This window comes from Pelagibius sp. Alg239-R121 (assembly GCF_947331435.1).
GTDB lineage: Bacteria > Pseudomonadota > Alphaproteobacteria > Kiloniellales > Kiloniellaceae > Denitrobaculum.
Map to the genome: position 1 here is coordinate 136,617 of NZ_CAMZOF010000004.1, position 24,507 is coordinate 161,123.

The following is a 24,507-nucleotide window of genomic DNA, read 5'->3' on the forward strand; positions in this document are numbered from 1 at the left end:
GGAGGAACTCGTTAAGTATGTTAGAGCTGATCGATGTTGGTAAGCGGGTTGAAGGGCAGGATCACATCCGTGATGTGAACCTGAGCTTTGACGAAGGCTCGCTCAACGTTCTGCTCGGGCCAACGCTCTCGGGTAAGACATCGCTGATGCGTTTGATGGCCGGATTGGACAAGCCGACCTCCGGCGATATCCGGGTCAATGGAAACTCCGTGGTGGGCATGGCGGTCCAGAAGCGCAATGTCGCCATGGTCTATCAGCAATTCATCAATTATCCGACGCTGACGGTCTACGAAAATATTGCATCGCCAATGCGGGTGGCGGGTGCCGATGCGGCCAACATCGATCGCAAAGTGCGCGAAGCCGCAGCCCTCATGAAGCTGACCGAGTTTCTTGACCGTGTGCCGCTCAATCTGTCCGGTGGCCAGCAGCAGCGCACGGCCCTGGCAAGGGCGCTTGTCAAAGGCGCCGATCTGGTGCTGTTGGACGAGCCGCTTGCCAATCTCGATTACAAGCTGCGCGAAGAGTTACGCGTGGAGCTGCCCCGGATCTTTGCCGAGACCGGGGCGATCTTCATTTATGCGACGACCGAGCCGCATGAAGCGCTGCTGCTTGGCGGCAAGACGGCGAGCCTTTCGGAGGGCCGCGTCACGCAGTTCGGCCCCACCATCGAAGTCTACAATCGTCCGTCTGATTTGATCACCGCGCAGACCTTTTCCGACCCGCCCATGAACATCGTTCCCATGACCAAAACCGGCAGCGTTTTTGTCTTTGCCGGCAAGCAGGTGCCGGTATCCGGTGACCTCGTGAGACTGGCCGACGGTCCTTACAAGGTCGCGATCCGTCCACACCACCTGATGCTGCATGCGCCTGCCGGGGAATCTCTTGAGTTGGAGGTGACCGTTTCGACCACAGAGATCACCGGCTCTGAAAGCTTTGTTCATGTGGAAACAATGGGTGAGCGCTGGGTAACACTCACACACGGCGTGCACAGGGTCGAAGTTGGCGATCGGATCTCAGTCTATCTCGATCCCCGGAGTTTTTTCGTTTTCGACAATCAGGACCGGCTGGTAGCCGCACCTTCGCAGGACATCCTCCCGCATGAGGATCTGGCCAGCGCAAGCGCGGGGCACGGGTGAAACAATGGCTCAGATAACACTCGACAAACTCGCCCATTCCTATCTTCCCGATCCGAAAAGCGAAGCAGATTTCGCGCTGAAGGAAATCGATTACGTCTGGGAAGATGGCGGTGCCTACGCCCTGCTTGGCCCTTCCGGTTGCGGCAAGACCACGCTGCTGAACATCATTTCCGGTCTGTTGGTGCCCTCGCGTGGGCGCATCGTTTTCGGCGAGGAGGATGTGACCCACTATGCGCCCGAGCAGCGCAACATTGCTCAGGTGTTCCAGTTTCCCGTGATCTACGACACCATGACCGTCGCAGAAAACCTGGCCTTTCCGCTGGTTAACCGGCAGGTGCCGAGGGACGAGATCGACAAACGGGTCGCCGAGATGATCAAGGTCCTGGATTTGGGTGACAAGGCCAATCGCAAGGCGCGGGGCCTGACCGCCGACGAAAAACAGAAAATCTCTCTTGGGCGCGGCCTCGTGCGTTACGACGTGAACGCCATTCTTTTCGACGAGCCGCTGACCGTCATCGACCCTCATCTCAAATGGCAGCTGCGCACCAAGCTCAAGGAACTGCATCACGAGTTCGGCCACACCATGATCTATGTTACGCACGACCAGACGGAGGCACTGACCTTCGCCGACAAGGTGGTTGTGATGTACGAAGGCGAGGTTGTGCAGATCGGTACACCGGAGGAGCTCTTTGATGAACCGGCCCATACTTTCGTCGGCTACTTCATCGGTTCACCGGGCATGAACGTTCTGCCCTGCGAGGTGGCTGGGAACCAGCTTCGGCTTGGCGGGCAGGACATTTCCTTGCAGCGTAGATATCAGCAGCTTGACGGGATTGTCGAGATGGGCGTGCGGCCTGAATTCGTCAGTCTTGCGGCTAATGGTGAGGGCGTGCCGATCTCGATCTCGGCGGTTGAGGATATCGGCCGCTTTAAGATCGTACGAGCCCAGCTTGAGGGCCGAAGCTTCAATGCCGTGTTGCCGGAGGGGGCCGAGATTCCAGCCGAGGCAACCGCGGTGATCGATCCGCAGCGGATCGGCATCTATCAAGATTCCCATCTCGTGCGTGGAGAAGTCTGAGCCATGGTGAAGGTACAGAACAACAAAGCCTGGTTCATGGTCCTGCCGGTCCTTTTCATCGTGGCGCTCAATGCCATTGTGCCATTGATGACCGTCGTCAACTATTCGGTTCAGGACACATTCGGAAACAACGTCTTCTTTTTCGAGGGAACGCGCTGGTTCAGTGAGGTCCTGGCTTCGGAGCGTTTCCACGGTGCGCTGCTGCGGCAGTTCTTTCTGACCGCCACCATTCTTGCAATCGAGATTCCGCTTGGTGTGGCCATCGCCCTTACTATGCCACGCACAGGCTTTTGGGCCTCGGTCTGTCTGGTGTTGATGGCGCTGCCGCTGCTGATCCCCTGGAATGTGGTTGGGGCCATGTGGAACATCTACGCGCTACCGGATATCGGCCTGTTGGGTTACGGCTTGAACTGGCTCGGTATTCCTTACGACTTCACCCAGCAGCCGGTTTCCGCCTGGTTCACCGTTATCCTGATGGATGTCTGGCACTGGACCTCGCTGGTGGTGCTGCTGGCTTATGCCGGTCTTCAATCGATCGACGAAAACTATTACCGGGCGGCACAGATCGACGGCGCCTCACGCTGGGCCGTGTTCCGTTTCATCCAGTTGCCGAAGATGAAGCATGTGCTGACCATCGCGATCCTGCTCCGTTTTATGGATAGTTTCATGATTTACACGGAGCCCTTTGTGTTGACTGGTGGTGGTCCGGGCAACTCGACGACGGTGCTGTCGATCGATCTCGTGAAGGCGGCGTTGGGCGAATTCAATCTTGGGGTCGCCTCTGCAATGAGCATTATCTACTTCCTGATGACGCTGCTGGTCTGCTGGCTCTTCTATACCATTACCATGCAGGGAGAGAGAGAATGACCCGTCTCCGCTGGCTGGTGCCGACGCTCTACATCATCTTCCTGATGCTGCCGATCTATTGGCTGTTGAACATGTCGTTCAAGACCACCAACGAGATCCTGGGTGGTTTCTCATGGTTCCCCGCCGAATTCACCATCGAGAGCTACGTCAAGATCTTCACCGACCCGACTTGGTATAGCGGTTACATCAATTCGATCATCTACGTCGGGCTCAACACGGTAATATCTGTCTCCTTCGCGCTGCCGGCTGCTTATGCTTTCTCGCGCTATCGTTTTGTCGGCGACAAGCATCTGTTCTTCTGGCTGTTGACCAACCGAATGGCGCCGCCGGCCGTCTTTGCATTGCCTTTCCTGCAGCTCTATTCGGCCTTGGAGCTCTTTGATACGCACTTTGCCGTCGCACTTGCGCATTGTCTTTTCAATATTCCTCTGGCGGTCTGGATTCTGGAAGGCTTCATCTCCGGTGTGCCGCGTGAGATCGATGAGACCGCCTATCTTGACGGCTATTCCTTTCCGCGGTTTTTCACAAAGATCTTCATGCCCCTGATCGGCAGCGGTATCGGCGTGACGGCGTTCTTCTGTTTCATGTTCTCCTGGGTAGAACTGTTGCTGGCCAAGACGCTGACGTCGGTCGAGGCGAAACCGATCGCGGCTGTCATGACCCGGACGGCGAGTACCTCCGGCTATGAATTGGGGCTGCTCGCAGCGGCGGGTGTGTTGACTATCATCCCAGGTGCGATCGTGATTTATTTCGTCCGGAATTATATCGCCAAGGGCTTTGCGATGGGGAGGGTTTGATCATGGGTCTCTCGTGGATGGCCTGGACATGGCAGACAGGGGCCTTCTTTGGCGTCATTGCGCTGTTCCTGATCGGAATGAGTGTTTGGGAAATGGCGCGGCCCGGTGGCGATCCACGCCACGGTGTGCTCGGTTTGGATACGACCCGTGGCGACCGTCTGTTCATATCTTTGCTTACCAGCGCCTACGTCCATCTTGCATGGCTGGCGCTGGCGACGGGGCCGCTTTGGGTGGCAACGATCATTTCGGTTATCATTGCGCTCGCGATCTTTCGCTGGGTGTAGGAGGCCGTATGGAGAATTTCGCCTTCGCTCCGGGCACGCGTGTGTCGGATATGCTGAAGGGCGCTGGCGAATCTTGCCGCATGGAGTGCGAATCTCCGACGCGGCGCACTTCGGGCCCGGTTTAACGGGCGGATTAAGACCTCAAGGGAGGAGGGAAAATGAAGAAACTAATGGCATCAGCCGCCGTGGTGGCTTTGCTATGCGGGGCGAATCCAGCCCTTGCTGGCATGGCCGAGGCGGAGAAATGGGTCGATAACGAGTTCCAGCCATCGGTTCTGTCGCGTGACGAGCAGATATCGGAGATGGACTGGTTCATCAAGGCCGCCGAGCCTTTCAAGGGCATGGAGATCAACGTGCTGTCGGAGACGATCCCGACGCATACCTACGAATCCGAAACGCTGACCAAGGCCTTCGAGGAGATCACCGGTATCAAGGTGAATCATCAGCTCCTCGGAGAAGGTGAAGTCGTGCAGGCGGTTCAGACTCAGATGCAGACGCGGCGTAATCTCTACGACGCCTACATCAATGATTCGGACTTGATCGGCACTCACTCACGCCTTCAGCTCGCCTACAACCTGACCGACTTCATGGAAGGCGAAGGCAAGGACGTGACCAACCCAGGGCTCGACCTGGAGGACTTCATGGGCAAGTCCTTCACGACCGGTCCGGACGGCAAGCTTTACCAGCTGCCCGACCAGCAGTTCGCGAACCTCTATTGGTTCCGCAAGGACTGGTTCGATAAGCCGGAACTGCAAGCCAAGTTCAAGGAGATGTACGGCTACGATCTGGGTGTGCCGGTAAACTGGTCCGCCTATGAGGATATCGCCGAGTTCTTCAGCGTTCACGTCAAGGAAATCGATGGTGTTCGCGTCTATGGCCACATGGACTACGGCAAGCGTGCTCCCGACCTGGGCTGGCGTATGACTGATGCCTGGCTCTCGATGGCGGGCACAGGCAACAAGGGTACCCCGAACGGTATTCCGATCGACGAGTGGGGCATCCGCATGGAAGCCGGCTCCTGCAACCCAGCCGGCGCAAGCGTCAGCCGCGGTGGCGAAGCTAATGGTCCTGCTTCGGTCTATGCAATCCGCAAGTGGGATGAATGGCTCCGTAAGTACGCCCCTCCGGGCGCGGCCAGCTACGACTTCTATCAGTCGCTGCCGGCACTGAGCCAGGGTAACGTCGCCCAGCAGATCTTCTGGTACACGGCCTTCACCGCCTCGATGGTCGGGCCGAAATCAGGCGGGAACAACACGGTCGACGATGCTGGCAAGCCCTTGTGGCGGATGGCTCCGAGCCCGCATGGTCCCTACTGGAAAGACGGCCAGAAGCTCGGTTATCAGGACGCCGGTTCCTGGACGATCCTGAAGTCGACCCCGGTCGATCGTGCCAAGGCGGCCTGGCTCTATGCTCAGTTCGTCGTCTCCAAAACCCTCGACGTGAAGAAAAGCCATGTTGGCCTGACCTTCATCCGCGACACAACCGTGCGGCATGAAAGCTTCACCGAGCGGGCCCCGAACCTCGGCGGTCTGGTCGAGTTCTATCGCTCGCCCGACCGTGTTCTCTGGTCGCCGACCGGCATCAACGTCCCTGATTATCCGAAGCTGGCACAGCTTTGGTGGCAGAACATCGGTGATGTGAACTCCGGTGCCTTCACGCCGCAGGAAGCCATGGATCGGCTTGCCGGCGAGATGGACCAGGTCATGGCCCGCATGCAGTCCGCAGACGAGCAAGCTAAGGTCTATGGCGGCTGTGGCCCCCGTTTGAACGACGAGCAGGACGCTTCGGCGTGGCTTGGCAAGGCAGACGGCCCCAAAGCCAAGCTGGAGAACGAAAAGCCGAAGGGCGAGACCATCGCTTACGAGGAAATCATTAAGCGCTGGCAGTAAGTTTTTTAAGCTGATGTGCTGACTGCAGTTCGGTGCAGTCAAAAAGAAGAGCCGGGGTGTGTATCACTCCGGCTCTTTTACTGTCCGCGGAATGGTTGAGGTTTCCCGGTATTGAGAAAAACTTAGGACCTCATTGGTCCAGCCAGCATTCCGAATGCTGGTGTCGTGTTCACGTGCTGACCCCAAGGCTGGTCAACTGCCGGGTCATTGTCCGTAAGCGACTTCCGGCAACCAGGTGACGATCTTGGGCCAGTTAAACACCACGCTAACAGCGATCATCTGTAGAATCACAAAGGGAATGACGCCTTTGTAGACTGTCGTTATCTCGATGCCTTTTGGTGCCACACCCTTCATGTAGAAAAGTGCGAACCCAACGGGCGGCGTGATGAATGATGTTTGCAGGCAGACGGCGAACATTACCGTAAACCATATCAAATCAACACCCAGGCTCTGCATTATCGGGGCAATGAGCGGCAAGATAATGAGCGTGATTTCGATCCAATCGAGGAAAAAGCCGAGAAAGAAGGCCGCGATCAGGACGACGATAACGACCCCTTCCTTTTCAAACGGCAATCCGGTCAATGCAGATTCGATCACCTCGTCGCCACCAAATCCGCGAAGAACCAGAGAGAATGCGGTTGCGCCGACGAACAGCGCAAAAATATAGGATGTCGTCTTCGTTGTTTCCCGGACAACGTCACCCAGTTCCCGAATTGATAGTCGTCCGCGGACGAGCGCCAGAAGCGCGGCACCGAGAGCCCCGACGCCTGATGCCTCAGTTGGTGTTGCAATGCCAAAGAAGATACTTCCCAGCACTGCAAAGATGAGGGCCGCGGGCGGAATAGTGGATCGCAAGACGTTGAGCAGAATACGTGGACTAACGGGTTCGGCATGTTCGGGGGCGGGGGCTGCCTTTGGCTGCACCCAGGCATAGACCAGGATGTAGACGGTATAAAGTAAACCCAAAAGCAATCCCGGGAACACGGCGCCCATGAACAGATCGCCGACCGAGATGCGAATTTGATCACCCATCATCACCAGCATGATGCTGGGAGGAATGAGGATGCCCAAAGTCCCTGTTGCACAGACGACCCCGCAGGCCAACTCCGGACGATAGTTGTGCTTGAGCATTAAGGGGACGCCGAGAATTGCCAGCAACACTACGGCCGCGCCGATGATCCCAGTCGAGGCGGCGAGGAGGACACCGATGAAGATCACGGTGATCGCCAGGCCGCCACGCATACGCCCGAAAAGCTTTGAAAGGTCGGTCATAAGGTCTTCGGCGATGCCGGAGCGGTCGAGCATGATCCCCATGAAGATGAACATCGGGAGCGCCACCAGGACCCAGTTACTCATGACCGCGTAAATACGGTCCACAACAATGGAGCTGTATCCCCAGTCGACGCCGAAAAAGGTGTCGAGGTAAGTATCGGAGGCGACCGAGATCGCTGTGAAAATAACGGCCAACCCGCCCATCAGCCAGGCGACGGGATAGCCTACAAAGATCAAGGCGATGAACGACGCAAACAAAAGCAACGCCATAAAGTGATTGGCTTCAAATTCCATCCGAACCGCCTAACGATTGTTTTCTGTGGCCGGCGGCGGAGCGCCATTCGGCGAGCCGAGAACCATTGAGGTCGCCACTTTCACCAATCGCGAGATACCTGCGAGGCCAAGAAGGACAAAGCTGAAAAGTAAGAAGCCTTTTACGACCCAGCGAGCGGGTAAGCCGTTTGCTGAGGTAGAGCGTTCGCTGGTCGTCCAGGACAGCTCCACCAGTGGGACGGAATAGATGATGATGAAGAATACGAAAGGCAGAAACAGGAAGAGTAAACCAATCATCTCGAACCACAATTTGCGCCGGTACGAGAGTTTATCGTGAAGAACGTCAACTCTGACATGACCATCGACGACAAAAGTGGAGGAAAGACCGATCAACCAGCCGACAGCGTAGAGGTGCCACTGAAGCTCTTCAAATTCGATCATGCCCTGACTAAAGACATAGCGCAGTATGACGTTGGCAATGATGACAGTGAGAAGGGCGATCCAGGTCCAGTTGAATATTTCACTTACCAGCATGACCAGTCGATCAACCACGCGCGTGAAACTTGTTTCCCGCAGAACAAATTCGTGATGATCGATGGATTCAACGATTTCCGTGATGTGGGTCATGATCTTTCAGAAGGACCATTTGTTAAACGATCGGAATTTTATCATCTTATACCAAGGACCCTATAAACAATCTTTGTGAGCCATTGTTGGTGCTCCTTGGCACTATGAAGCGAACTGTATAGGTCAGCGAATTCAGAGAGTTGATGGTCCTGCAGCCGGAAAGCCCGGCTGCAGGAAGTGGTTACGAATAGATTTTAGCAGGTCTGAATACCGCTACCGGTCATCAGTGTTTAATTGAAATCGCGCGGGAGGTATCCCCACTCTTTCCAAACTTGATACTGGGCGTGGAATGCTTGCTGCGATTCCCAGACGCGTTTGAAGTCGGCATCCTTGGCGGCTTCCTGAGTCATGACTTTTTGGGTCACTCGCTTCAATTCTTCGATAACGCTATCCGGCAGCTTCGCGGCCGTTACGCCTTTTTCTTCGAAGCTGTTGATCTGTGCGCCCTGCAGTGCTTCTCCCTTGGTGATGGCCCGCATTGTTGCGGCCGTGCAGCCCATTTCGAACAGTGCGCGGTCCGCATCGGATAGGCCGTTCCAATTGTCGAGATTGACCAAGAGGTGCGTCGACGTTGATGGCTGGTGCCAACCCGGGAAGAGGTTGAACTTGGCGATCTTGTGAAAGCCGAGAACTTCGTCAATGGCAGGCATGGAGTACTCGGTTGCGTCGAGAGTGCCTTTTTCGAGTGCGGCAAAAATCTCGCCCCCTGCCATCAAGGTTGCCGAAGCACCGATTTCGTTCAGCACCATTCCGCCGAGGCCGGAAAAGCGAATTTTCAGGCCCTTGAGATCGTCAAGCGACGTGATGGGCTTCCGATACCAGCCGGCTGTTTCTGGCCCAATCGTGCTGCAAAGCAAGGGGTGGACATTGCGTTTGTGGTAGATGTCAGCGGCCAGGGAGGCGCCTTCACCTTCAAACCACCAGGCGGCATACTCCCAGGGTTCCATGCCGAAGGGAACCGCGGAGAACAGCACAGCGGAAGGGATGCGTCCCTGATCGTAGGCAAGATAATTGTAGGCCGCTGGCAGGTTGCCGTTACTGATAGAAGGCGTGATTTCCAGGGGCGGAACGATTTTCCCAGGCTCGAACACTTTCAGTTTGATCCGGCCCGCAGTCGCCTTGTCGAGGGTCTTGGCCAGATAAGCGATGGGGTCGCCGAGTGCCGGCCAGCCGGTGTTAAAGGTGGATTGAACTTTCCAGCGAATTTTTTCTTCGGCGTTTGCCGTCTCAGATGATGCAGCTGAAAAACCAATGACCGCAGCACTGATTGCCGCAATTGTACTCACCCTAAACACGCCTGATTTGGATTGTTTGCTCATCACTTAAGCCTCCTTGTTTATGGGACGAATTATTGTTTTTTAAAATCTGCATGCGCCTCTCCGGCGCGGTGCTCCGTTACGATGCGGTGCTCCACGCCTGCCGATACAGATCTATGATCTCATCTTTTGTAGGCACTCGCGGATTCAGGTTTGGTGCTCCGGACCGAAGGGCATCTTCAGCCATTTGACCCAGGGCGTTTTCAAATTCCCGGCGGTCGATGCCAAAGGCCTCGATGGAGGGGACTTCGAGGTTTTTGTTGTAGGCGTAAAGGCCCTGGACCAGTTTTCGCGCCGCCGTTTGGTCATCGTCGCCGGTCGAAGCAAACCCGATCGCCCGACCGCAGTCGGCGTATCTTGGTGTCGCACTCTCCAAGGAGAATTCTGTGACCATTGGAAGCAACATGGCGTTGCTAAGGCCATGCGGAACATGAAACAGGCCGCCGAGTGGCCGGCTCATTGCATGGACAAGACAGATCGAAGCGTTCGAAAAGGCTAGACCGCCCAGTGTCGCCGCGAACATCAGGCCTTCGCGTGCTTCACGATCTCCGCCATCGGCGTAGGCGCGATCGAGAAGCTTTCCTACCAGGCGCATGCAGTCCAGCGCCATACGGTCCGAATACATCGAGCGCTTTTGACTGATGTAGGCTTCAATGCCGTGAGTCAGGGTGTCCAGTGCGTTGTCGGCTGTAAGACGTTTCGGTTTAGAGAGTGTGAAGTCATAGTCGACGATCGCCGCGGTGGGCACGAATGCTTCGCCGCGACAGGAAATTTTCTCGCGCGTCGCCGCGTGGACAAGAACGGTATGATGAGTGACTTCCGATCCGGTGCCCGCAGTCGTCGGTACGGCGATCATCGGTAATCCAGGTTCGTTGAACTCGGCAGGCGGTCGATAGTCGAAAATGTCTCTGCTGTAGCGCGACATGACGGCGACCGCTTTTGCCGTATCGATCGGGCTGCCGCCTCCGACACCGATGACGCAGTCATGCTTGCCGGCTTCGAGTTTGCTTAGGGCTGCGAGCACGACTTCATCGGTTGGATCCGGGACGGTTTCATCGAAGATGCCACAGGCAATACCCTGATTGATGAGTGCGGACTGGACTTTTGCCACATGCCCTAGCTCGACCATGGTCTTATCGGTGATGATCAACGGCGAACTGATCTTCCCGATAGCGCTTAGAATATCGGGTAGGCATGAGACGCTTCCCTCACCGATTTGCAGGTATCGGGGCGTACAAACTCTGACCGTCTTTCGCATCATGTCTCCCCATCCACACAGCATTCTTTTTGTTTCTTTAGGCGCCAAATTTCCGGCTGCCAATATTGCTCGTGTGCGGAAACGATAGCGGGCATTCAGTCATAATGTCAATTAAATGATAAAAATTTTCTCATTTAACGTTTCTAAAAATCAGAAAGATTGTTATAAATTGCCTGATCTTTAAAACGCGGAGGGGCGAAAATGATAAGAATTGGGCAGCTGATAAACGGTGAGAAATCGACCAGTAGTGATAGCCGGACAGGTCCGGTGTTCAACCCTGCGACAGGCCAGCAGATTGCCGAGGTCGAACTCGCGAGCACCGCTGATGTCGCAGAGGCAGTTACCGTCGCTGACGCGGCGTTTATCGAGTGGTCCGGTCGCACGCCTATCAATCGGGCGCGTGTCATGTTCTGTTACAAACAGCTGCTCGAGGAGCACGCACACGAACTTGCGGAGCTGGTTTCGCGCGAACACGGCAAAACGCTGCCCGACGCCCTTGGATCTGTGAAACGCGGCATAGAGATCGTGGAGTTCGCCTGTGGTATCCCTCAGCTGCTGAAGGGCGAGTATTCCGCGAATGTCGGAAGCGGGGTCGATAGCTTCAATATGCGCCAACCTCTTGGTGTCTGCGCCGGCATTACACCATTCAATTTCCCTGCCATGGTACCGCTGTGGATGTTTCCGGTAGCGCTTGCCTGTGGCAACAGCTTCATACTGAAGCCATCGGAGAAGGATCCGAGCTGTCCTCTGCGAATGGTCGAGTTGGCGCATGAAGCGGGCGTGCCGCCTGGAGTCCTTAATGTTGTCAATGGCGATAAGGAAGCGGTCGATGCCTTGCTGCAGGATCACCGTGTGAAAGCGGTCAGTTTCGTCGGCTCCAGCCCTATCGCCCAATACATCTATCACCAGGGGGCTGCCAACAACAAACGGGTGCAGGCGCTTGGTGGCGCGAAGAACCACATGATTGTTATGCCCGACGCCGAAACCGACCGCACCGTCGATGCCTTGATCGGCTCTGCCTTCGGTTCTGCAGGAGAACGGTGTATGGCAATTTCAATCGCCGTTTGTGTCGGCGATAAGACCGCGGACAGGATCCGCGATGGTTTGCTCGAAGCAACATCAAAACTGAATGTTGGGCCCTATACGGACCCTGACGCAGATTACGGTCCGCTCAACACCAAAGCTCATCTGAACAAGGTGTTGGGATACCTTGATAGCGGTGAACAGGAGGGGGCAAAGCTGGTCGCTGACGGACGTGATATTTCGCTGCAGGGATATGAAGAGGGTTATTTCCTTGGACCCTGCATCTTCGACCACGTCAAGACTGACATGACAATCTACAAAGAAGAGATTTTTGGTCCTGTTCTCGGGATTGTGCGAACCGACGAGTACGGCGAAGCTCTCTCGATGATCAACAATCATGCGCTTGGTAATGGTGCCACTCTATTTACCAGCAATGGTGGTGTGGCCCGTCATTTTCTGGAGCGCGCGAACATCGGCATGGTCGGAGTCAATGTCCCGATTCCCGTACCGGTGGCATATCACAGTTTTGGCGGGTGGAAGCAGTCTCTCTTCGGAGATCACAGCATGCATGGCCCCGAAGGCGTTCGCTTCTATACCAAGCTGAAAACGGCGACGTTGACGTGGCCGGCAGGGGAAAATGCCGGTCCGGAGTTCTCGATTCCGGTTCTCTCGTAACGTTGGAATGAATTACTGCCCATAAGGTCTGATCGGGCTGTTTAAAGAGAAGCCCTGTCGAGGGTATCTCATTGATACTAGAGAAACCGACGGATAATCAGAATCAGTTACCCGTTGATAAGTTGCTTTCTTTCATACGGTTAGAGCATCTTTGAGGCGTCAGGCCTGACGCGTAACTCTCTGGAGTACGATCGTTCTTGACTGTTTCTGTCAAGAACGTGAAACGTCCTCTAACTGTATGGTGTCGAGTCTGGTCTTCTTTCATCGATTCGGTGAAAGGCGATCAGACTCCAAAGAACTAGAAACTGATGAATAGAGCGGTAGATGAGCGACAAATCCAAGCGTACTTCGCCGAAAAGAATACTCGATATTCTTGAGGCTATAAGCCTGAAACCGGACACCACTACCGCGGCAGGTTTGTCAAAGTCGCTGGATATTCCCTTGCCCACCGTTTACCGGCAGTTGGAAACCTTGAGCGAGGAAAAGTATATCGTCCTTAGTCCGTCGGGATCGTTCATTCCGGGTGCCCGGATGCGGGCTCTCGTCCTCAACAGTCTGGCATACGAGCCGCAAGTGACCCGCCGCCGGGCCATCATGAGAAAGCTCTCGGGCGAACTCGAAGAAACCGTCAATCTGTCGGTCGCCGACGGTGCCAAGCTCGTTTACTTCGACCGGTTTGAATCTCATTGGCCGGTGCAGATAAACCTGCATGTCGGTGATCCGTTGCCGCTGCATTGCTGTGCATCCGGCAAGCTCTATCTCAGTTCCTTCAAGCGTGATGCTGCGCTTGAAGTTTTTCGCAACATCCGGCCTGAGAGACGGGCACCAAATACGATCACGACCCAGAAGAAGTTCTCCGAAGAACTCGAGGCAATTGCTGCGCGTGGTTATGCCCTCGACGACGAGGAATGGTTTGAAGGTATGGTTGGAGCTGCCGTTCCAATCCTCAACAAAGAGGGGAAGCTGTGCGCCTGCCTGTCGACACATGCTCTTACGACGCGCAAAAGTGTCGACGAAGTTGACGCAAATATTTCCTATATGCTCAGTGCCGCGAAATCATTGGAGCACATGTTATTTGCTGACTAACTCTTCGGTAAATCAGCGCAGGAAAAATTGCCTGCCCCGATCAAGCTAGACAGGAAGCGGCTAGCGTTCGTTCGTGGGTATCGTTTCAACTTCTTGCCCTTGCCTTTTTCTTTCTCTCCAGACTCTGTCTGATCTGAACCAACTCAAACGCCTCTCGACGAAATCCCACAGCCGCATTACTCTGAGCACGATCTGATGGCGAGCAGAAGGGCGGGCGGCTGAAGCTTTGGCCTATGACATGCGGATTGCTGTGTCGGGGAAGCTGAGGTCCAGCCAAAAAGCCGGAATTCGCTTTTGGAATAACGGGGAGATATTCAAGAAATGTTTAAAATCAATCGCTTGCGTGCGTCTGTACTGACCGCGGCCTGTCTTATGGTTGCGGCTCCAATGGTTTCAACACCGGCCTGGGCTGAACTGGACATCAAATTCACCCTCGACTGGAAGTTTCAGGGGCCGACGGCGGCGTTCCTGGTGGCGGCCGATAAGGGATACTATGCCGAGGAAGGCCTGGATGTCTCCATCGACAGCGGCAATGGCTCGGCAGGTGCGGTGACCCGGGTTGCCAGCGGTGCTTATCAGATGGGCTTTGCCGACATTAATGCGCTGGTCGATTTCAACGCCCAGAACTCCGGCCAGTCCGTCAAAGCCGTGATGATGGCTTACGATGCACCGCCATTCTCGCTTTTCACTCTGGCCAAGAACAACATCAAGACGCCTGCGGATCTCGCTGGCCGCAAGCTCGGCGCGCCGGTGTTCGACGCCTCCTACAAGCTATTTCCTGCTTTTGCCCATGAAACCGGGATCGACGAGAAGGCGGTCGAACGGGTCAACATGAGCCCGGCCCTGCGCGAGACCATGCTGGTTCAGGGAGAGGTCGATTTCATCTCGGGGCACTATTTCTCCTCGATGCTGGACCTGAAAGCCAAAGGCGTGGCCGAAAAAGACATCAAGTATTTCCTCTACGCTGATTTCGGTATGGACTTTTACGGTAATGCCGTGATCGCCTCGGGGAATTTCATTTCCGATCATCCCGAGGCCGTCTCCGGCTTTATCCGGGCCACCGTGCGTGGCTGGAAGGACATCATCGCCGATCCTCAGGGCGCTATCGAGATCGTAGCCAAGAGCGATCCGCTGATCGACAAAAAGCTGGAGCTGGAACGGCTGCAGCTGGCACTCGACGTCAATGTGCTGACGCCGCATGTGCTGAAAGCCGGCATCGGCGATGTCGACGAAGCCCGCTTGAAGAATTCCATCGCCCAGCTTGCCTTGGCTTATGGTCTGACGGCGACGCCGGAACCCTCGGCTGTCTGGACCTCGAAGTTCTTGCCGCCGGCAGAGGAGCGGATGTTGTCGCGTTAACAGGGCGCGTTGATCCGTTCGAATCCTTGGCATTTAACCGGCGGTAATTTTTGTGACGGCCTTCGTTGAACTCGACCAGGTCACCATGACCTATGGCGGCGCCGGGAGTGACACCACCCCGGCGGTTGCCGACGCTTCCCTGACGATCAACCGCGGTGAATTCGTTGCCATGGTCGGTCCGTCGGGCTGTGGAAAATCTTCGCTGCTAAAAATAGTATCCGGCCTGATGCCTGCAGATGAAGGCATCACCCGCGTTGCCGGGGAGGCGGTGATACGGCCGCTGACCATGGTCGGCATGGCGTTCCAGAATGCGACGCTTCTACCCTGGCGGACGACACTGGAAAACGTCTTGCTGCCGCTGGAAGTCAGCCGGACCCACCGCGCCACCTTCCGGCGTAAAAAGGCGGAGCATATAGAGGCGGCACGGTCTCTGCTCAAGACGGTCGGACTGGAAGGCTACGAAGACCACGCGCCTTACGAGCTTTCAGGAGGTATGCAGCAGCGTGCATCGCTCTGCCGGGCACTGATTCATGCGCCGGATCTCCTTCTGTTGGATGAACCCTTTGCGGCTTTGGATGCCTTTACCCGCGAAGAGCTCTGGGGCGTGCTGCAGGATCTTTGGATGCAGCGGAAGTTCACCGTGATCCTGGTCACCCATGATCTGCGCGAAGCGGTCTATCTGGCCGATCGGGTCTATGTGGTCAGCAAACGCCCGGGGCGCATTGTTTATGAACGGCCTGTCCCTCTGGCGCGGCCCCGCACGCTGGAATCGACCTTCGATCAGGGCTTCGTCGATCTTGTGCATAAGCTCCGCGATCACATCGGCGAGGTGCGTGCGTCATGATCACACCTATCAAACTGGCACCCTGGCTTGCCACCTTCGGGCTCTTTGCTGTTTGGGAACTGGTCTGCCGGCTCTTCTCGGTACCGGAGTTCATCCTGCCGGCGCCCAGCGCGGCCATTGCTGCGCTGATCGAATACTGGCCGGCGATCTGGCAGAACGCCTTTTATACCTTCTGGGTGACGATGGTCGGGTTTGCGCTCGCGGTCGTCTTCGGGCTGGCGCTTGGGCTGGTCACCGGCGCTTCCGCGCTGGTCTATTCGGCGATCTATCCGCTGCTGGTCGGCTTCAACTCCATCCCAAAGGTGGCGATCGTGCCGGTCCTGGTGGTCTGGTTCGGCATTGGTACGATCCCGGCGATCCTGACCGCCTTTACCATCTCATTCTTTCCGATCGTGGTGAACGTCGCGACCGGCCTGGCGACCCTGGAGCCCGAGATCAGGGACGTCATGCGCTCGCTGGGTGCGCGCAAAATCGACATTCTGCTGAAGGTTGGGGTTCCGCGCTCGATGCCCTACTTCTTCGCGTCGCTGAAGGTCGCGATCACGCTCGCCTTTGTCGGCACGGTCATCTCGGAGACGGTGGCTGGTAATGGCGGTATGGGACACCTGATGTTGACCGCGTCTTCCAGCTTCCGCGTGCCGCTGGTTTTCGCCGGCCTACTGGTTATCGCCGCCATGGGCGTGGGCATGTACGCCATCTTCGCCCTCGTTGAACGGCGCTTCGTCGGCTGGGCCTTCCGCGGCGGCGATACCGGGTGATAACACCTTGGCGGGACAAATCGCACCCGGCTCTGCATAGACGGTCCTGCGCCAAGATAATTCTGGCCGCGTGCCTAATCGGGCCTATCTTGTTGCGTTCCAAGTCAATCAACGCAAAAGCCAAGGATGCGCGGACCGATGACATGCTGATCGACGATTTTGGCGATCCCAATCTGATCTCAAAATTGGGCACGGCTTGGCGCGGTGTCAGCGATCAGGTCATGGGCGGGATCTCGCAGGCTTTGGTTACCCGCGAGAGCGTTGATGGAAGGGACGCTTTGAGGTTGAGCGGAGATGTCCGGCTCGACAACGACGGTGGCTTTGTTCAAGCGGCGCTCGACCTATCGCCTGAGCGCAGCAGCTTCGATGCCTCGGGCTTCTCCGGACTGCGGGTTACGGTACGCGGCAATGGCGAGCGTTATTCGTTGCATCTACGCAGCACCGATAACGTCCGGCCCTGGCAGTCCTATCGGGCTCAATTCGTAGCCGGCCCTGACTGGGAGACTCTTGAGTTCCCCTTCGCATCTTTCACACCTTACCGGCTCGAAGCGCCTCTGGATATCACCCGGCTGCGGCGCATAGGCTTGGTGGCCATCGGGCGCGCTTTTTTCGCAGATCTTGCAATCAGTGAACTTACTTTCTACCGCTAAACAGAGTTCAGCAACCATAAGAACGCGGTCAGGATCGTCGCGTAGGAAACCCAGGCGGCGTAGGGTATAAACAAGATCCCGGCGATTCTATCCTGGCGCCAGAACAAGACCGTGTTCAGGATGATTGCGAACAGCAGAATTACGATTTCGACCAGCGACCAGCCTATTTGCTGCAGCCCGAAAAAGAGGAACGACCAGAGGAGGTTCAATGCCAACTGAAGGCAGAAGACCACCAGAGCCTGTCGGCGGGTGTGAGACGCTGCCTGGCGCCAAACACGCCAGCCGGCAATCGCCATGAAGAGATAAATCGTTGTCCAGACCGGTGCGAAGACCCAGTCCGGCGGGCTGAGCACGGACCTTTCAAGCGTCTGATACCAGGTGCTCACCGATGTCGCGGTGATTGCGCCGCCAAGAGCTGAGACGGCAAAACAGAGCAGCAGGAACGCTGCAAGACCGAACCCATCACGGCGTGTCATTCTGTTTCAATCCTTCCGGCCGCCAACAAACCGCCATCTCCAATCCGCTGCAGGATCACCATCTCGCCCGAGCGGGGATAGATCCCTGTCAGCGCTGTGATATTGACCTGATGCGTGACCAGGACGATCGGGCCTTCAAGGGGCTGGGCGATCAGCCAGTCTTTCAGGGCCTGTGTTGCTGCAGCGCGCCGGTCAGGATGGCTGAAGAAGGAATTGAGGCTGGCCAGTTCTTCCACCGGCCCTAATCCCAGAAGCTTTGCGGTTTCCAGGCAGCGGCACCACTGACTTGAAAGCACCCGCGCGGACGCGATACCTGCGGCGCGAAAGCGCGCGCCGATCCGCGCCGCCTGTGCGCGTCCTTCGTCGGAGAGATTTCTCTGCGTGGCGCAGTCCCTCAAGGCAAAGTTACTGGGATCGCCCGTGCCGGGCGCCGTGGCATGACGCATAAGCACAACATGCCGTTCCGAAGCGAGTGCCTGCCACAGCTTAGTCTCGTGGGCCGACTGGTTCACTGCCTCGCCGGCCGCATATCCGTACGATGTCGCAGCAAGCAACAGACCCAGTGCAAAAAGGATGGTGTTCACCGCACACCCCAAAAGCAATCATGACATCTGTCGGCCTTTCTCACGTGCCAGGATCTTGGACAAACCCAAACCGATTCTTGACCTGGGCCGGGCTCAATACACGTGGATCGGTTAAACATCACAGATACCTTTTTTCATCAGACGTCATTGAACTTACGCCGAGAATACACCGCCGGATCAGAATTTTGACGCATTTAGCAATCAGGCCTTGGGTCGAGAATTGACCGTGTTAGATATCAAAAGCGTGTCACTGGTGTGAAAAGTCTTTGCCTCTATTTGAAAAGGCGGATTTTCTATCCGCAATGATCGAATGGAAACCAGGATGGAAGCGACGCCGATGTATCAGCTCTATTACTACCCCGGAAACGCCAGTATCACGCCGCACATGTTGTTGGAGGAGATCGGAGCACCCTACGAATTGCAGTTCGTTGACCGGACCAAGAACGCCCATAAGTCTCCGGAATACCTGGCGTTGCATCCCAGTGGCCTGATCCCTTTGCTGATCGAGGGGGAAGGGGAGGACAGGCTGGTTCTGCACGAGACGGTCGCTGTCTGCCTGCATATTTTGGACAGCAATCCGAATTCGGGTTGGACTCCTGCACTCGGCTCACTCGAACGCGCGCAGCTCTATAAGTGGCTGTGCTACATGACCAACACTATGCAGTCGACCTATCTGACTTATTTCTACGGTCACCGCTACACCACTGACGAGGCTGGGATCGAGGCGGTGGCTGCGGCTGCGGAAACACGTCTGAACGGCAGTTTTGACATTCTGGAGGCGGCGCTGGAGGGTAAGTCCTATCTGCTCGGCGAGCAGATCAGTGTCTGTGACCTCTATCTCCTGATGCTCTCGCGCTGGGGCCGCGGCATGACCCGGCCGCCGCGCAGTTTGGCCAATATCGGTGCGCTTCTGGAGCGTGTTATGGAACGTCCGGCAGTCAAGCGGACGTTGGAACAGGAAGGCATTGAGGCGCCTTACGTTTGAGCCGGCGCGGTTCGAACTGCATTTTAAGCTGAATTTGCAAATGCGCCGCCGGTAGATGCGTTGCGCTGGATAATACGCCCATTGGGAAAGCTCAAGATGACTTCTGTGCCGGCTCCTGGCCGGCTTTCGATGGCCAGATGTCCGCCGTGCAGCTCGACCAGAGACTTGGACAGGGGTAACCCCAGCCCAGTGCCTTCGTACTTACGACTCAGCGAACTTTCGACCTGGCCGAATGGGGTTAGGGCTTTGGCGATGTTCTCCGCGGTCATACCGATACCGGTGTCGGCGATCGTGATCCTATAGATGTCGCTGGTCTGAGGTGGTGTGGAGGTGTCGCTTGTTAGCGTCACCGTGATCCGTCCGCCGGCGGGCGTGAATTTCAGGGCGTTGGATAGGATGTTCAACAGGACCTGGCGCAGCATGCGCTCGTCGGCCAGCAGATAGGGCATATCCTTTGCCGCCTTAACCTCGAACGCGACTTCATCCGCGTTTGCAGTAGCCTTTACAATATTAAGGCAGGCGCCAAGCACGTCCTTGACGTCGGTCGGGTCCTCGATCAGCTCCAGGCGTCCGGCCTCGACTTTCGAGAGATCCAGAATGTTGTTGATGATGCCCAAAAGATGGGTTGCGCTGGTCCGGATGTCGCGGGCGTAGTCGCCGTAGCGGCTGTCGCCCATATCGCCGAACATCTGATTTTCGAGAATCTCGGCAAAGCCGATCACAGCGTTTAGCGGGGTACGCAGTTCATGGCTCATGTTGGCCAGGAACTCGGATTTCGCCCGGTTCGCGGACTCGGCTTCTTCCTTGGCCATCTGCAAGGCCTCTTCCGCCTGCTTCCGTTCGGTGACATCGATGCCCATGGCAACGCAGTAGGCAACCTTGCCGGCCTCGTCGCGCAGGGCAGTGTTCGACCATTCGATCAGCCGCTGTTCGCCGCTCCTGCAAACCCAGTGGTTTAAATGGGTATTTGGATAGACGCCGAAACGCAGGCTGCGTAGCATGCCCTCGAGGCCTTCACGGTCGTGGTCGGGAATGACGAAATCGTATATCGGCCGTCCTTCGACTTCGGCTAGGTTGTAGCCTGACATCTTTTCACAGGCTTTGTTGAAGCGGACAACCCGTCCTTCCATGTCGATCACGCAAATCAGAGCGTCCGCAGTATCCAGCATGGCAACTACGAATTCTCGTTCGCTGCGCAGCGTCTCGTCTGCTCGCCGCCGCTCGGTGATGTCCGTGATGGTGCCCTGGTAACCGAGCATTTTGCCATCTTCGCCACGGATGACGTGTGCGTTCTCGCTGATCCAGAAACGTTCACCGTTGCCCAGGCGCCGGACTTCGGAAACGAAATTCTCGACCCGGTCATTCCTGTTGAGCAACTGCAGGAATTCGCTGCGGCGATGCCGGTCGACATACCAGGTCGTCGGCTTGGCATTGATCGCGCTCAGTAGTTCCGTTTCCTTGGTGAAGCCGTTCAGCTTGACGATGGTCGGATTACAGCTGATGCAGGTGCCGTCGGGCAGACTGCGGTAGATACCTTCCGTGGCATTTTCAAAGAGGCCGCTATAGCTCTCCTCGACAGCCCAGAGAGCCTCCTGGCGCAAAGCAATCAGCCGGAGCAGGTAGGCCAGACCGACGGACAGGATCAGCCCGAGCACCAGGATGACAATATCGGCATCCATGGATTGGGCGGCCACCGAGGCTGGACCGGCTGTCAGAAAGAGGGTCCAGGTCCTGTCGAGCAGCTCTATCCGTTGCTCGGTCGTGAAGGCGCCGTTGTTGGTTGGCGTTCCCCGGGCATAGACTGTCTGATCGCCGTCCATGACTGTGATCTGATAGTCACTCCTCATGACTTGGGCGAGCGCATTCTCCAAAAGCGGCTCGATCCGGAAGACGCCGTTCAGGTAGCCTTCCAGCTTGCCGTCCCGGATCAAGGGGTAATAGGTCGCGAAGCCTTTGCCACCCTGGAGCAGCGTGATCGGACGGGTTGCCAGATCCTGGTTCGCTTCGGCGGCACGTCGTAACAGAAGACTGGCGAAGGGGTGTTCGGCCAGATTCGCCCCCTTGGCCGGGCCGTTGTCCGCTTCGGGGGCGACCCATTGGATGATACCTTCGGGATTGACCCAATTGACCGCCTGGAAGCCCGAAAACTGTTGCTGGAGGGATTCAATCGTTTCCACGAAAGCTTCGGGGCTGTTGATCTGACGCCTCATCCAGAGATTTCGAAGATGTTCGATGATGCTCAGGTGATCGGTGACGTGATTTTTGAGCTGCCCGGCGGTCTGTTGGCCGATCAAATTGACTTCATTGCGGATGGCGGCTGCCTGATTGTAGGAGAGAAACCAGGAAATACCCAAAACCGCTGAGGCCAAGCAGAGGAAAATGGCCAGCGGGAAGTAGAGGGAGAGGGTTTTGGGTCGTGATATCTTCATTGGCTTTGAATGTGCCGTTTTCTCTCTAACAAATTGTTTTATCGTATTTTTCAGGCGATTTTTTCGACGCGCTCTCTTCTCGGTGCTAGCGTCGGAAATGACTGTTATCCCAAATGACCGTTCTTTATAGGGGACAAACTCTTTCCCGATTCATAACGCTCACCTGATAATGCGCATCTGGCTTTCAATTTAGAGTTGCCACCATACGCTTCTGATCCCCGCATCTTCCTGATGCCCCTTGTTCTGTATAGGCCGTCTTCCTGAAAGGAGGATTTTCCAATCCAGGGTTTGTTGACTCTCATGACAAAGAACATGTAGAACAAAACAAGAACACATGAAATGAACGAGAGCTTAGCGACGGAATGTTTCGTTCGAAATACCTGCGAAAAACTCCAGACGCGCCACCAGCTGGCGAAACAGTGGCCAGACTGGCGGCTTTGCGCGAAGAGCTTCGTAAGATCGAACAGAGCGATTGGAACAGAAAAACCGGCGAGACCATTGAATTGGGCCTTCCGGAAATCGATAACCTGTTGTCCGGGGAAGACTTTTCCCAAGACAGGGAGACCCTGCAATCAAAAGAGGCGGTTTTCGGCCTGCGGAGAGGCTGTTTGCATGAACTCTCAGGGGAAGGGGCCGAAGCTTTCGCCGCAATTCTCTCCGGCCGTTTGAAGGGTCCGGTGCTTTGGTGCGCAGATGCGCTGGCAGGGAGCGATCTTTACCCGCCGGGGCTCACGGCTTTCGGACTGGATCATCGGCGTTTGATCATCGTGCGCTGCCATAAACCGCGGGAAACTCTCTCTGCCATGGAAGACGGCTTGCGGTGCCGTGCCTTGGCCGCCGTCGTCGGTGAACTATCCGCCCGGATCGACCTGACGGCCAGCCGCAGGCTTCAACTGGCGGCAGAGGGCAGTGGCGTGACCGGGTTTCTCGTCAAATCGGCCTGGCGGGACCAAATCTCGAAAAGTCAGCCTATCAGTCGAGCCACGGGAAAGAGAAAGGCCGGCGGAATCGCAGAAGAAACTGGGACCGAATGGGGGCAGAAAGCCGGTGAAACCGAGCGTTTCTCCGCGGCGACACAGGAGAAAGATCCCAGTGCGGCCTTCTCCCGCTGGTCGGTCGGTGCTGCCAGAAACGGCAGTGGTGCTTCAGGGGCACTGGTGGGAGGCATGACCTGGCGGCTTTCTTTGCTGCGCTGCCGGAATGGCGGCAGTGGTGCCTGGACGGTGAAATGGGATGCAAAGACGTATCGTTTCTCTTTGGCTGCCGAGACTGCCGACGGACAGGTTGATCCGTCGTCAGGGCAGCGCCTGGTGGGATAAGGCGCTTGCGGTGACGGCAGAGACCGGGAACCGCATCGTCATTTCCGCTGTAACGCAGATTGCGGAAACTTCCGGAATCGCGCCGGGCATGACTCTGGCCGATGCCCGGGCTGTGTTGCCGGATCTTTTGACCTTACCATCAGATGGCCGGGCAGATGCTGCTATGATGGAACGCCTGGCGCGCTGGTGCGGCGCCTATACGCCTTGGGTTTCCCTGGATGGGCTCGACGGTCTTTGGCTGGACGTGACCGGCTGCGCCCACCTGCGCGGCGGTGAGCAGGCTTTGCTGGACGATCTGTTGGACCGGCTGGGCGGTTACGGTTTTGCCGTTCGCGGTGCGCTGGCCGATACGCCCGGTGGCGCCTGGGCCTTTGCCCGTTGCGGAGAGAATCGGAGGGTGATTCCCCGGGGACAGGCGAAAGAGGCCCTGGCGTCCTTGCCGGTTGCGGCCTTGCGGTTAGATCCGGAGACTCTGTCGAAATTGTTTCGCCTTGGCCTGCGGCGGATCGGGGATCTCTATGCCGTGCCGCGAATTTCCCTGGCCAATCGTTTCAGGCTGGAGGTTGTGCAGCGCCTGGACCAGGCGCTGGGACGGACGGCGGAGCCGATTGCCCCGCGCAGTCATGAGCGACCTTTTCGTGTGCGGATCGCTTTTCCCGAACCGATCGTTCTGGCCTCGGACATTGCCGAAGCACTGAAATTGCTGTTGCAGCGGCTTTGTATGCGGTTGCGGCAGGAGCAGTACGGCTGCCGCCGGCTGGAGTTCCAGTGTCATCGTGTGGATGGCAACACCCAGCGGCTGACAATCGGCACGGCCCGCCCGATGCGGGATCCGAAACAACTGGCCCGGCTGTTTGCCGAACATCTGGGGCAGCTTGATCCGGCCTTCGGCTTCGAGGCTCTGGTCCTTGCGGCAGAAGGCGTGGAACCGCTGGGTGCTACGCAGGAAGTGATTCTTGTGGGGGCGGACCTTGCTGATGCCGCGTCCGGGGAAAACGGCACGGCCCCTCTGATCGACCGTTTGGGCAACCGGCTGGGATTCGAGCGGGTACAGAAGCTGCTGCCGGTTGCCAGCTATCTGCCCGAGCGCGCCTATCGGGCGGTGTCGGCGTCCGAGGCCGGGGTTCCTGCTAATATATCTGTTGATGGGGCAAGCGCTGCGGCGTCCTCAACCCCGATCGCGTCCTGGCCATTGGACAAGCCGCGGCCGGCCCGTCTTTTGCGAAGACCGGAGCGGATCGAAACCATTTCTCTCCTGCCGCCGGGCGAACCCGGAATGCCGCCGGCCGTCTTCCTGTGGCGCCGGATCCGACACAAGGTCCGTGCCGCTGAAGGTCCGGAGCGCTTGACACCAGAGTGGTGGCGGGGGGATGCCGGTTGGGCAAAGGGAGCTCGCGATTATTGGCGGGTCGAGGATGACATCGGACGGCGCTTCTGGCTGTACCGTGAAGGCCCATTGCGGGCCGGCGTGCCCGTGGCATGGTTTCTCCATGGGCTCTTTGCGTGATGCGGGGGGATGTCG

General features: G+C 56.9%; 22 protein-coding genes. 15 read left to right on the top strand and 7 right to left on the bottom strand.

Features of this window, described 5'->3' with window-relative positions:
• The first annotated feature begins 17 nt into the window (after positions 1-17).
• The 6 genes from QMZ18_RS14250 to QMZ18_RS14275 all read left to right on the top strand — a co-directional run bounded on the left by QMZ18_RS14250 (position 18) and on the right by QMZ18_RS14275 (position 6,051).
• Positions 18-1,136, top strand: a complete 1,119-nt coding sequence (locus tag QMZ18_RS14250; RefSeq protein WP_282606972.1) for an ABC transporter ATP-binding protein — start codon at positions 18-20, stop codon at positions 1,134-1,136.
• Positions 1,137-1,140: 4 nt separating this feature from the next.
• Positions 1,141-2,214 carry an ABC transporter ATP-binding protein gene (locus QMZ18_RS14255; RefSeq protein ID WP_282606973.1) on the top strand — a complete coding sequence of 358 codons (1,074 nt, stop codon included), beginning with the start codon at positions 1,141-1,143 and terminating at the stop codon, positions 2,212-2,214.
• Between the two features lie 3 nt (positions 2,215-2,217).
• Entirely contained in the window at positions 2,218-3,081 is an 864-nt protein-coding gene (locus tag QMZ18_RS14260) for a carbohydrate ABC transporter permease (RefSeq protein ID WP_282606974.1), read from the top strand.
• Positions 3,078-3,878, top strand: a complete 801-nt coding sequence (locus tag QMZ18_RS14265) for a carbohydrate ABC transporter permease (protein WP_282606975.1) — start codon at positions 3,078-3,080, stop codon at positions 3,876-3,878. The genes QMZ18_RS14260 and QMZ18_RS14265 overlap by 4 nt, the downstream gene beginning before the upstream one ends.
• Positions 3,879-3,880: 2 nt before the next feature.
• Complete coding sequence (locus QMZ18_RS14270; RefSeq protein ID WP_282606976.1) at positions 3,881-4,162, top strand: DUF2160 domain-containing protein; 282 nt, start codon at positions 3,881-3,883, stop codon at positions 4,160-4,162.
• Between the two features lie 158 nt (positions 4,163-4,320).
• Complete coding sequence (locus QMZ18_RS14275; RefSeq protein WP_282606977.1) at positions 4,321-6,051, top strand: ABC transporter substrate-binding protein; 1,731 nt, start codon at positions 4,321-4,323, stop codon at positions 6,049-6,051.
• Between the two features lie 204 nt (positions 6,052-6,255).
• On the opposite strand, the gene QMZ18_RS14280 is transcribed toward QMZ18_RS14275, so the two are convergent.
• From QMZ18_RS14280 to QMZ18_RS14295, 4 genes are all read right to left on the bottom strand, one after another.
• Positions 6,256-7,617, bottom strand: a complete 1,362-nt coding sequence (locus QMZ18_RS14280; RefSeq protein WP_282606978.1) for a TRAP transporter large permease subunit — start codon at positions 7,615-7,617, stop codon at positions 6,256-6,258.
• Positions 7,618-7,626: 9 nt separating this feature from the next.
• Entirely contained in the window at positions 7,627-8,223 is a 597-nt protein-coding gene (locus tag QMZ18_RS14285) for a TRAP transporter small permease subunit (RefSeq protein ID WP_282606979.1), read from the bottom strand.
• 230 nt (positions 8,224-8,453) lie between these two features.
• Positions 8,454-9,542 carry a TRAP transporter substrate-binding protein gene (locus QMZ18_RS14290; RefSeq protein WP_282606980.1) on the bottom strand — a complete coding sequence of 363 codons (1,089 nt, stop codon included), beginning with the start codon at positions 9,540-9,542 and terminating at the stop codon, positions 8,454-8,456.
• 76 nt (positions 9,543-9,618) lie between these two features.
• Positions 9,619-10,800, bottom strand: coding sequence for an iron-containing alcohol dehydrogenase (locus tag QMZ18_RS14295; RefSeq protein WP_282606981.1), 1,182 nt, complete (start codon positions 10,798-10,800; stop codon positions 9,619-9,621).
• A 198-nt stretch (positions 10,801-10,998) separates the two neighbouring features.
• On the opposite strand from QMZ18_RS14295, the gene QMZ18_RS14300 reads away from it, so the two are divergent.
• The 6 genes from QMZ18_RS14300 (at position 10,999) to QMZ18_RS14325 (ending at position 17,192) form a co-directional block, all read left to right on the top strand.
• Complete coding sequence (locus tag QMZ18_RS14300; RefSeq protein ID WP_282606982.1) at positions 10,999-12,495, top strand: CoA-acylating methylmalonate-semialdehyde dehydrogenase; 1,497 nt, start codon at positions 10,999-11,001, stop codon at positions 12,493-12,495.
• Positions 12,496-12,819: 324 nt separating this feature from the next.
• Entirely contained in the window at positions 12,820-13,581 is a 762-nt protein-coding gene (locus tag QMZ18_RS14305; protein ID WP_282606983.1) for an IclR family transcriptional regulator, read from the top strand.
• Between the two features lie 321 nt (positions 13,582-13,902).
• Positions 13,903-14,940, top strand: a complete 1,038-nt coding sequence (locus tag QMZ18_RS14310) for an ABC transporter substrate-binding protein (RefSeq protein WP_282606984.1) — start codon at positions 13,903-13,905, stop codon at positions 14,938-14,940.
• 52 nt (positions 14,941-14,992) lie between these two features.
• Entirely contained in the window at positions 14,993-15,784 is a 792-nt protein-coding gene (locus QMZ18_RS14315) for an ABC transporter ATP-binding protein (RefSeq protein ID WP_282606985.1), read from the top strand.
• Complete coding sequence (locus tag QMZ18_RS14320; RefSeq protein ID WP_282606986.1) at positions 15,781-16,542, top strand: ABC transporter permease; 762 nt, start codon at positions 15,781-15,783, stop codon at positions 16,540-16,542. Before QMZ18_RS14315 ends, QMZ18_RS14320 begins: the two co-directional genes overlap by 4 nt.
• A gap of 92 nt (positions 16,543-16,634) precedes the next feature.
• The gene (locus QMZ18_RS14325) at positions 16,635-17,192 is read left to right on the top strand and encodes a CIA30 family protein (RefSeq protein ID WP_282606987.1); all 558 of its coding nucleotides are present in this window, start codon (positions 16,635-16,637) and stop codon (positions 17,190-17,192) included.
• Here the strand turns inward: QMZ18_RS14325 and QMZ18_RS14330 are convergent.
• Together QMZ18_RS14330 and QMZ18_RS14335 are read right to left on the bottom strand one after the other, a co-directional pair.
• A complete protein-coding gene (locus QMZ18_RS14330) occupies positions 17,189-17,668 on the bottom strand; it encodes a TspO/MBR family protein (protein ID WP_282606988.1) in 480 nt (159 codons plus the stop codon). The genes QMZ18_RS14325 and QMZ18_RS14330 overlap by 4 nt on opposite strands.
• Positions 17,665-18,252, bottom strand: coding sequence for a histidine phosphatase family protein (locus QMZ18_RS14335; RefSeq protein ID WP_282606989.1), 588 nt, complete (start codon positions 18,250-18,252; stop codon positions 17,665-17,667). Before QMZ18_RS14335 ends, QMZ18_RS14330 begins: the two co-directional genes overlap by 4 nt.
• Before the next feature lie 322 nt (positions 18,253-18,574).
• On the opposite strand from QMZ18_RS14335, the gene QMZ18_RS14340 reads away from it, so the two are divergent.
• Positions 18,575-19,237 (top strand): glutathione S-transferase family protein, encoded by a 663-nt coding sequence (locus QMZ18_RS14340; RefSeq protein WP_282606990.1) that lies wholly within the window; start codon positions 18,575-18,577, stop codon positions 19,235-19,237.
• A 23-nt stretch (positions 19,238-19,260) separates the two neighbouring features.
• On the opposite strand, the gene QMZ18_RS14345 is transcribed toward QMZ18_RS14340, so the two are convergent.
• Positions 19,261-21,666 (bottom strand): PAS domain S-box protein, encoded by a 2,406-nt coding sequence (locus QMZ18_RS14345; protein ID WP_282606991.1) that lies wholly within the window; start codon positions 21,664-21,666, stop codon positions 19,261-19,263.
• 362 nt (positions 21,667-22,028) lie between these two features.
• Between QMZ18_RS14345 and QMZ18_RS14350 the strand changes: the two genes are divergently transcribed.
• Both QMZ18_RS14350 and QMZ18_RS14355 read left to right on the top strand, forming a co-directional pair.
• The gene (locus QMZ18_RS14350) at positions 22,029-22,985 is read left to right on the top strand and encodes an ImuA family protein (RefSeq protein ID WP_282606992.1); all 957 of its coding nucleotides are present in this window, start codon (positions 22,029-22,031) and stop codon (positions 22,983-22,985) included.
• On the top strand, positions 22,900-24,492 hold the full coding sequence (locus tag QMZ18_RS14355; protein ID WP_282606993.1) for a DNA polymerase Y family protein: 1,593 nt from the start codon (positions 22,900-22,902) through the stop codon (positions 24,490-24,492). Before QMZ18_RS14350 ends, QMZ18_RS14355 begins: the two co-directional genes overlap by 86 nt.
• The last annotated feature ends 15 nt before the right edge of the window (positions 24,493-24,507 follow it).

What these genes read in the sequence shown, in the direction of transcription:
- QMZ18_RS14250 (WP_282606972.1), top strand. Translation starts at nt 18, where the DNA reads ATGTTAGAGCTGATCGATGTTGGTAAGCGGGTTGAAGGGCAGGATCAC.
- QMZ18_RS14255 (WP_282606973.1), top strand. Translation starts at nt 1,141, where the DNA reads ATGGCTCAGATAACACTCGACAAACTCGCCCATTCCTATCTTCCCGAT.
- QMZ18_RS14260 (WP_282606974.1), top strand. Translation starts at nt 2,218, where the DNA reads ATGGTGAAGGTACAGAACAACAAAGCCTGGTTCATGGTCCTGCCGGTC.
- QMZ18_RS14265 (WP_282606975.1), top strand. Translation starts at nt 3,078, where the DNA reads ATGACCCGTCTCCGCTGGCTGGTGCCGACGCTCTACATCATCTTCCTG.
- QMZ18_RS14270 (WP_282606976.1), top strand. Translation starts at nt 3,881, where the DNA reads ATGGGTCTCTCGTGGATGGCCTGGACATGGCAGACAGGGGCCTTCTTT.
- QMZ18_RS14275 (WP_282606977.1), top strand. Translation starts at nt 4,321, where the DNA reads ATGAAGAAACTAATGGCATCAGCCGCCGTGGTGGCTTTGCTATGCGGG.
- QMZ18_RS14280 (WP_282606978.1), bottom strand. Translation starts at nt 7,617, where the DNA reads ATGGAATTTGAAGCCAATCACTTTATGGCGTTGCTTTTGTTTGCGTCG.
- QMZ18_RS14285 (WP_282606979.1), bottom strand. Translation starts at nt 8,223, where the DNA reads ATGACCCACATCACGGAAATCGTTGAATCCATCGATCATCACGAATTT.
- QMZ18_RS14290 (WP_282606980.1), bottom strand. Translation starts at nt 9,542, where the DNA reads ATGAGCAAACAATCCAAATCAGGCGTGTTTAGGGTGAGTACAATTGCG.
- QMZ18_RS14295 (WP_282606981.1), bottom strand. Translation starts at nt 10,800, where the DNA reads ATGATGCGAAAGACGGTCAGAGTTTGTACGCCCCGATACCTGCAAATC.
- QMZ18_RS14300 (WP_282606982.1), top strand. Translation starts at nt 10,999, where the DNA reads ATGATAAGAATTGGGCAGCTGATAAACGGTGAGAAATCGACCAGTAGT.
- QMZ18_RS14305 (WP_282606983.1), top strand. Translation starts at nt 12,820, where the DNA reads ATGAGCGACAAATCCAAGCGTACTTCGCCGAAAAGAATACTCGATATT.
- QMZ18_RS14310 (WP_282606984.1), top strand. Translation starts at nt 13,903, where the DNA reads ATGTTTAAAATCAATCGCTTGCGTGCGTCTGTACTGACCGCGGCCTGT.
- QMZ18_RS14320 (WP_282606986.1), top strand. Translation starts at nt 15,781, where the DNA reads ATGATCACACCTATCAAACTGGCACCCTGGCTTGCCACCTTCGGGCTC.
- QMZ18_RS14330 (WP_282606988.1), bottom strand. Translation starts at nt 17,668, where the DNA reads ATGACACGCCGTGATGGGTTCGGTCTTGCAGCGTTCCTGCTGCTCTGT.
- QMZ18_RS14340 (WP_282606990.1), top strand. Translation starts at nt 18,575, where the DNA reads ATGGAAGCGACGCCGATGTATCAGCTCTATTACTACCCCGGAAACGCC.
- QMZ18_RS14345 (WP_282606991.1), bottom strand. Translation starts at nt 21,666, where the DNA reads ATGAAGATATCACGACCCAAAACCCTCTCCCTCTACTTCCCGCTGGCC.
- QMZ18_RS14350 (WP_282606992.1), top strand. Translation starts at nt 22,029, where the DNA reads ATGTTTCGTTCGAAATACCTGCGAAAAACTCCAGACGCGCCACCAGCT.
- QMZ18_RS14355 (WP_282606993.1), top strand. Translation starts at nt 22,900, where the DNA reads ATGCAAAGACGTATCGTTTCTCTTTGGCTGCCGAGACTGCCGACGGAC.